At 71.8% G+C, this 6,478-nt stretch carries 5 protein-coding genes; 2 read left to right on the top strand and 3 right to left on the bottom strand.

Going from position 1 to position 6,478, the window contains the following annotated elements; translation table 11 throughout:
- Positions 1–157: 157 nt before the first annotated feature.
- From cbiB to cobM, 3 genes are all read right to left on the bottom strand, one after another.
- Positions 158–1,102 (bottom strand): adenosylcobinamide-phosphate synthase CbiB, encoded by a 945-nt coding sequence (gene cbiB, locus EDC29_RS17095; RefSeq protein WP_132230687.1) that lies wholly within the window; start codon positions 1,100–1,102, stop codon positions 158–160.
- The gene (locus EDC29_RS17090; RefSeq protein WP_132230686.1) at positions 1,093–2,244 is read right to left on the bottom strand and encodes an adenosylcobinamide amidohydrolase; all 1,152 of its coding nucleotides are present in this window, start codon (positions 2,242–2,244) and stop codon (positions 1,093–1,095) included. The genes cbiB and EDC29_RS17090 overlap by 10 nt, the downstream gene beginning before the upstream one ends.
- Before the next feature lie 370 nt (positions 2,245–2,614).
- A complete protein-coding gene (cobM, locus tag EDC29_RS17085) occupies positions 2,615–3,394 on the bottom strand; it encodes a precorrin-4 C(11)-methyltransferase (RefSeq protein WP_062277413.1) in 780 nt (259 codons plus the stop codon).
- A 185-nt stretch (positions 3,395–3,579) separates the two neighbouring features.
- On the opposite strand from cobM, the gene tcuA reads away from it, so the two are divergent.
- Both tcuA and tcuB read left to right on the top strand, forming a co-directional pair.
- Positions 3,580–4,965: an FAD-dependent tricarballylate dehydrogenase TcuA gene (gene tcuA, locus EDC29_RS17080; protein ID WP_132230685.1), complete on the top strand. Its 1,386-nt coding sequence runs from the start codon at positions 3,580–3,582 to the stop codon at positions 4,963–4,965.
- Complete coding sequence (tcuB, locus tag EDC29_RS17075; RefSeq protein WP_132230684.1) at positions 4,952–6,073, top strand: tricarballylate utilization 4Fe-4S protein TcuB; 1,122 nt, start codon at positions 4,952–4,954, stop codon at positions 6,071–6,073. Before tcuA ends, tcuB begins: the two co-directional genes overlap by 14 nt.
- Positions 6,074–6,478: the final 405 nt, after the last annotated feature.

Raw genomic sequence — 6,478 nt, 5'->3', positions numbered from 1 at the left:
ACATCTGCTTCGGCGTGTTCAAGAACCGTCGTCCCTACCAGCCCGATTACGCTTCTGCGGCTTGACGGGAAAGACGGTATCTTTGCGGTTCAATCCGCTGGCGGCTGGCGGCTGGCGGCTGGCGGCTGGCGGCTGGCGGCTGGCGGCTGATGCGCTATCAGCTCGCGACCACCATCAACCCGAACCCCAGCGCCAGCAGCGCGGCGACCAGGATCAGCCGCAGCGCGCGGCGCAGGTCGGCGCCGTCGAGGTCGGCGGGCCAGTCGGGATCGCCGATGTAGGCCTCGCCCATCAGCACGCCGCCGTACCACACCGGACCGAGCAACCGCACCCGCAGCGCCCCGGCGCAGGCCGCCTCGCTCCAACCCGAGTTCGGGCTCGGCAGCAGCGTGCGATAGCGCAACGCCGGCCACACCAGCCGGGGATGGCCGCGCAACAGCGCGGCGGCGAGCGCGATCAGCGGCACCGAGAGACGCGCCGGCAGCCAGTGCACCACATCATCCGAACGCGCCCCGGCCCAGCCGAAGCGACAATAGCGATCGTTCTTGTAACCGATCATCGAATCGAGCGTGGAGATCGCCTTGACCACCACCAGCCCCGGCACCCCGAACAGACACAAGGCCCACAGCGGGGTGAGCACGCCGTCGGTGAGATTCTCCGACAGGCTCTCGATGGTGGCGCGGACGATCCCGGCGCGATCGAGCCGGTCGGTGTCGCGCCCGACCAGCATCACCATGTGCCGTCGCGCCGCCGGCAGATCATCGAGCGCGCGCAGCACCCGCAGCCCCTGACCGAGCAGGTCGCGGGTACAGAGCAGGCTGTAGGCGATGAACAGATCCCAGCCGAAGGCCAGCGCCGGGTGCAGCGCAGCGAACCCGAGATGGCCGACCCACCACACCCCGAGCGCGCCGCTGACCACCAGCAGCCAGTGCAGCACGCCCCCGAGATAGCCATCGAGCCCGCGCGCGAAGAGCACGCGCTCGCAGGTCTGGATCCAGGCGCCGATCAGCCGGACCGGGTGGAGACGATAGACCGGATCACCGAGCAAGGCATCGAGCAGACAGGCGCCGAGGACCAGCGCGACGGAAGAGGTCAGTTCCATTTGCGCGCAAACCCCTCGACCACCGCCAGTGCCGCCAGCTCGGCGGGCGCAAGCCCCGGTTCGGCGAGCAGACGCTCGCGCAGCGCCACGAAGGCATCCGGACACACCGCCACCGCCGCGCCGAGCTGCGCGGCCTGGTTGAGCACCGCCTCGCGGGCGATCTCGGCGTGCAACACCCCGTCGCGGGCCAGATCCAGCACCTCGGCCAGGGCGAAGGCCGCCGCCGCGCTCAGCGGGTCGTGCACCAGCGCCTGCAGGTTACGGGCGAAGACCTCGGCAAGCTCGGCCGACAGCCAGCGCTCGGCGGCGCGGCACAGCGCCTGCTCGTCGCAGCCGTGACGCCCGAGCGCGCCGCAGAGGTTGCGCCGCAGCTCGGGACAGAGCCCGTTTTGCAACAGCAGCGAGCGGGTCACCGCCTGATGGGTGGCGTGCCCGAGCAGCTCGCCGAGCAGGTTGTGCCCGCCGGCCCACTGCCGCTCCCATTCGCCCTCGCGCGCCAGCGGCGCGGCGATGGCGAGCTGATCGGTGCCGGTGCCGGTGGCCAGCGCGCTCGATTGCAGGCTGGGCACACGTAGATCGAGCACCGCCGCGCTCTTGCCCTCGGTCACCAGGGTCGCGGCGCGCACCAGACAGGCGGGCGTACAGGGCTGATTGATGAACACCAGGGTGATGATGGTACCGGCGCCACGCTCGGGTGGCGCGGTCTCGGACGCGGCACCGCGTGCCCGACAGCCCTCCTCGCACTCCACCCAACCGGCGCGATCCCCGGCACGGGTGGCGTTACCGAGCACCCCGGCGGTGGCGGCCACGGTCACCGCCAGATCGCCCTCGGCGGCGCGCCCGAGCACCGCGCACTGCATGTTGGCGGCGGTGGCCATCAGCGCGGTGCGCGACGGCGGCAACCCGGCATCCTCGCAGGCGCGCACATGATAGCCACCCGGCCCCTCGTCGACCGCGGTGGCCCCGCGCGGATCGTGCGCCACGCCCTCGCAGCCCTGGTGATTGGCCACATGGCTCAGATCCTCGCGCAGCCCGCCGTTGATCCGGCAGGTACTGAGCACCCGGTGCGGTCGCGCCAGCGCGGCGTACAGATAGCGGCCCCGACGATGGAGCTGATAACGATCGGTCTCTTCGAGCAACATGGGCGGGACCTGAGAGTGGCTGAATCGTGGGGGCGAGGAAAGGTCTTCGGCGGCCAGCGGGATTGAACCGCAAAGCCGCGAAGGGCGCAAAGATGAGCCGGACGGGCCGGATAAGGCGCGACATGCTTGGCGAAAAAGGCCGATGAACAGCGGCGATGGCCGAGGATGGTTCGACCGCGCCCCCTGCAATCAAGGGACGCGCGAAGTGACCTTGGTTACCGGGTAAACAATCAGCCCTCAGCCGCCAGTGGACGCCTGCATCGCGAGACAGTCATCGGAAGGATGAACCGCCACACTGTCGACTGCCCCCGCCAGGAAGCCCATCACGCGCTTCTCTGCTTCGCGTCCTTTGCGCCTTTGCGGTTCACTGTCAATCCTCGCGCGCCGGGCGGAAGCGGCGCGGGAAGCTGGCGTCGTAGAGCTTGGAGGTGGCACGCGGGGCGTGCTGGCGGGCGCCGAGCGCGGGGCTGACCAGGATCAGCGCCTGACGCTCGACCTTGGCCTCGCGGCAACGCGCGGCGATGTCGGCGATGGTGCCGCGCAGCACCAGCTCCTCGCCCGGCCAGGTCGCCTTGTGCACCACCACCACCGGCGCATCGGCAGCCCAACCGGCCTCCTCCAGGGTCTGGGCGATCGACTCGATGCGCTCGATCGAGAGGAAGATGCAGAGGGTGCAGCCGTGCGCGGCGAGCCCGGCGAAGTGCTCGCGCTCGGGCATCTTGGTACGCTCGGAGACGCGGGTGAAGATCACCGTCTGGGTGACCTCGGGCAGGGTCAGGCACTCGCCGGCGGCCGCCGCCGAGGCCATCGCCGAGGACACCCCGGGGACGATGCCGACCTCGACCCCGGCGGCGTCGAGCGGGCGCGCCAGCTCGGCGACCACGCCGTAGAGGGTCGGGTCGCCGGTCTGCAGACGCACCACCGTCTGGCACCGCGCGGCGCGATCGAGCAGCCACTCGGTGACCTGCGCCAGGTCCATCGACTTGGAGTCGGCGATCTCGCACTCCGGCGAGGCCCACTGCAGCGCGGTCTCGGCCACCAGCGAGCCGGTGTAGAGGATGGCATCGGCCTCGGCCAGCAGCCGGGTACCGCGCACCGTGATCAGGTCGGGCGCGCCCGGTCCGGCGCCGACGAACCACACCTTACCCATGGGCTCGGCTCCTGCGCGATGCGACGCGTGCGCGGATCAGGGATGGGGTCGGTTGCATGGGGCGCGGTCCTCTCGTATGGTCAAGGCCAAAGCCGAGTATTCTTGTAACCCATGTCACCCCTTGTCAAACCACCCGCGCCCGGCCCGCTAGAGCGGCCCTGCCCCACCACCCGTCCCCAGCAGCGATGACCCCCGACCCGACCCCGGACGTCCTCGTCGCCGGTGGCGGCACCGCGGCGCTGTGCGCGGCGATCAGCGCACGCCGCGCCGGCGCCCGGGTGACCCTGCTCGAACAGGCGCCCCGCGCACGACGCGGCGGCAACACCCGTCATGCGCGCAACTTCCGCTATGCCCACGACACCGCCAACGCGCTGTCGAGCGGTCCCTATCCGGCTGCGACCTTCCTCGCCGACCTGCAAGGGGTGACCGAAGGCGGGGCCGACCCGCAGCTCGCCCGGCGGCTGGTCGAGCGCTCGGCCGACCTGCCCGCGTGGCTCGGCGGCTGCGGGGTGGCGCTGCAGCCGCGTGCCGGCGGGGTGCTGCCGCCCTCGCGCAAGACCGCCTTCCTGCTCGGCGGCGGCACCGCGATGATCAACGCGCTCTATGCCGAGGCCGAACGGCTCGGCGTCACCATCCACTACCAGTACGCGCTCGAGGACCCGGGCCTGGACGGCGAGCGGGTCGGGCGGGTCGGCGTGCGCGACCCGCACGGCGCGACCCTGCACCTCGCCCCCGGTGCGTTGATCCTCTGCAGCGGCGGCCCCCACGCCAACCGCGACTGGCTCGCCCGGCACTGGGGGGCGCGCGCTGCCGGCATCCTCAATCGCGGCACCCCCTACTCCGAGGGCCGAGCGCTGCTGCGCCTGCTCGAACAGGGCGCCGAGCCGATCGGCGACCCGGGACGCGCCCACCTGGTCGCGATCGACGGGCGCTCGCCGGTCGATGACGGCGGCATCGTCACCCGGGTGCGCTGCATGCCCGCCGGGATCGTCGTCGACAGCGCCTGCCGACGCTTTCTCGACGAGGGCGGCGACACCGCCTCGACCCGCTACGCCCGCTGGGGCCAACGGCTGATCGACTGTCCCGACCAGGTCGCCTATCTGGTGCTCGACACCCCGGCGTGGCAGAGCGCCCCACCCTCGCTCTACCCACCGATCACGGCCCCGACCCCGGAGGCGCTGGCCGTGCGCCTCGGACTCGACCCGGCGGCGCTCGTTGCCACCCTCGCCGCCTACAACGCCGCCGTGCGCCCGGGCGAGACCCCGGAGGACGGCCACACCGAGGGGCTGGAGCCGCCCAAGAGCGGCCATGCGCGGGTGCTCGACACCCCGCCCTTCGCCGCCTACCCGATGCGCCCGGGCATCACCTTCGGCTACCAGGGCCTCGCCGTCGCCCCCGACACCCGGGTGCGGCTGACGCGCGGCGGGGTCGCCACCAACCTGTTCGCCGCCGGGGTCGCGATGCAACCCAACCTGATCCCGCGCGGCTATGTCTCCGGACTCGCGCTCGCCATCGGCATGGTGTTCGGGCGCATCGCCGGCGAGGAGGCGGCGAACCATGTCCTCAACTGACCCCCGCGCCGAGACGCGGCGCGTGCTCGCCATCTGCAACGCCTGCGGCTACTGTAACGGCTTCTGCGACGTCTTCGAGTCGGCGCGGCTGCGCCCGGCGCTGACCGACACCGACCTCGAACACCTCGCCCACCTCTGTCACCACTGTCGCAACTGTCTCTATGCCTGCCAGTACGCGCCGCCGCACCCCTTCGCGGTCAACGTCCCCCGGGCGCTGACCGCGCTGCGCCACCACGCCTATGTGCGCCACGCCTGGCCGCGCCCGCTGGCGCGGCTGCTGGTCCATGCCCCGGCGAGCGCGCTGCTGGTGGCGCTGGCGACCATCGTGCTGGTACTCGGCGCGGTGCTCACGCTGGTGCCGCATGCGGTACTGTTCGCCGCGCACCAGGGCCCCGGTGCCTTCTATGCCGTGATCCCCTGGGGCTGGATGAGCCTGCTCGCGGCGCTGCCGCTCGGTTGGTCGCTGCTGGCCGTCGCCGTGTCGCTGCGCCGGGTGTGGCGCGAGGGCGCGAGCGCCGGCGAGCCGCCACCGGGCTGGCGCGACTGGCGCGGCGCGCTCGCCGACCTCGTCACCCTGCGCAACCTGCGCGGCGGCGGTCCCGGTTGCAACGACCTCGACGACCGCCCCTCGCACTGGCGCCGTCGGCTGCACCACACCCTGCTGCTCGGGCTGCTCGGCTGTCTCGCCGCGACCACGATCGCCACCGTCTACCACCATCTGCTCGGGCTGCAGGCGCCCTACCCCTGGTGGAGCCTGCCGGTGGTACTCGGCACCCTCGGCGGACTGGCGATGACGGTCGCCACCCTCGGTCTGGCCTGGCTCACCCTGCGCGCCGATCCGACACCGAGCACCAGCGCGAGCCGTGGCGCCGACGCCGCGCTGCTCGCACTGCTCGCCGCCGTCGCACTCAGCGGTCTGGCGCTGCTCGGCTGGCGTGCCACCGCCGCGATGGGCGTACTGCTCGCGCTCCACCTCGCCACCGTGATCGCCTTCTTCCTGCTCATCCCCTACAGCAAGCTCGTCCACGGCGGCTACCGCGCCCTCGCCCTGCTGCGCGAGGCCGCGGCGAGGCGTCGGCGGATCCGGCGCGCGGCCGGCGATGCTTGAACCGCGGAGCAGCTTTCAGCCACCAGCCGCCAGCTGACAGCCCCCAGCGGAGAGCGCCGACGCTCAGTGACTGGCGACTGGTGGCTGGTGGCTGAGGCCGGTGTGCGGCCGGGATGTTTGAACCGCGGGGCAGCTTCCAGCCACCAGCTGACAGCCGCCAGTGGGGAGGGCCGACGCGCATGACTGGCAAGGTTCGGCGCACGGCCGGGGATGCTTGAACCGCTAAGATACTGTCTTTCCCGTCAACCGCCGATCATGCACACCAGTCTCCCCGACTGGAGGCTGGATGCTGATCGCTGGAGGCTGGCTCGAACCGCAAAGATACCGTCTTTCCCGTCAAGCCGCGGAAGCGTAATCGGGCTGGTAGGGACGACGGTTCTTGAACACGCCGAAACAGATGTGGGC

The organism is Marichromatium gracile, assembly GCF_004343155.1.
GTDB classification, from domain to species: Bacteria; Pseudomonadota; Gammaproteobacteria; order Chromatiales; family Chromatiaceae; genus Marichromatium; species Marichromatium gracile.
Note: the sequence above shows the minus strand (reverse complement) of the source record. Positions and strands in the feature narration are given on the sequence as shown.

Excerpts from the sequence above, each read along its gene's own strand:
- EDC29_RS17090 (WP_132230686.1), bottom strand. The coding sequence starts at position 2,244 with ATGTTGCTCGAAGAGACCGATCGTTATCAGCTCCATCGTCGGGGCCGC.
- cobM (WP_062277413.1), bottom strand. The coding sequence starts at position 3,394 with ATGGGTAAGGTGTGGTTCGTCGGCGCCGGACCGGGCGCGCCCGACCTG.
- cbiB (WP_132230687.1), bottom strand. The coding sequence starts at position 1,102 with ATGGAACTGACCTCTTCCGTCGCGCTGGTCCTCGGCGCCTGTCTGCTC.
- tcuB (WP_132230684.1), top strand. The coding sequence starts at position 4,952 with ATGTCCTCAACTGACCCCCGCGCCGAGACGCGGCGCGTGCTCGCCATC.
- tcuA (WP_132230685.1), top strand. The coding sequence starts at position 3,580 with ATGACCCCCGACCCGACCCCGGACGTCCTCGTCGCCGGTGGCGGCACC.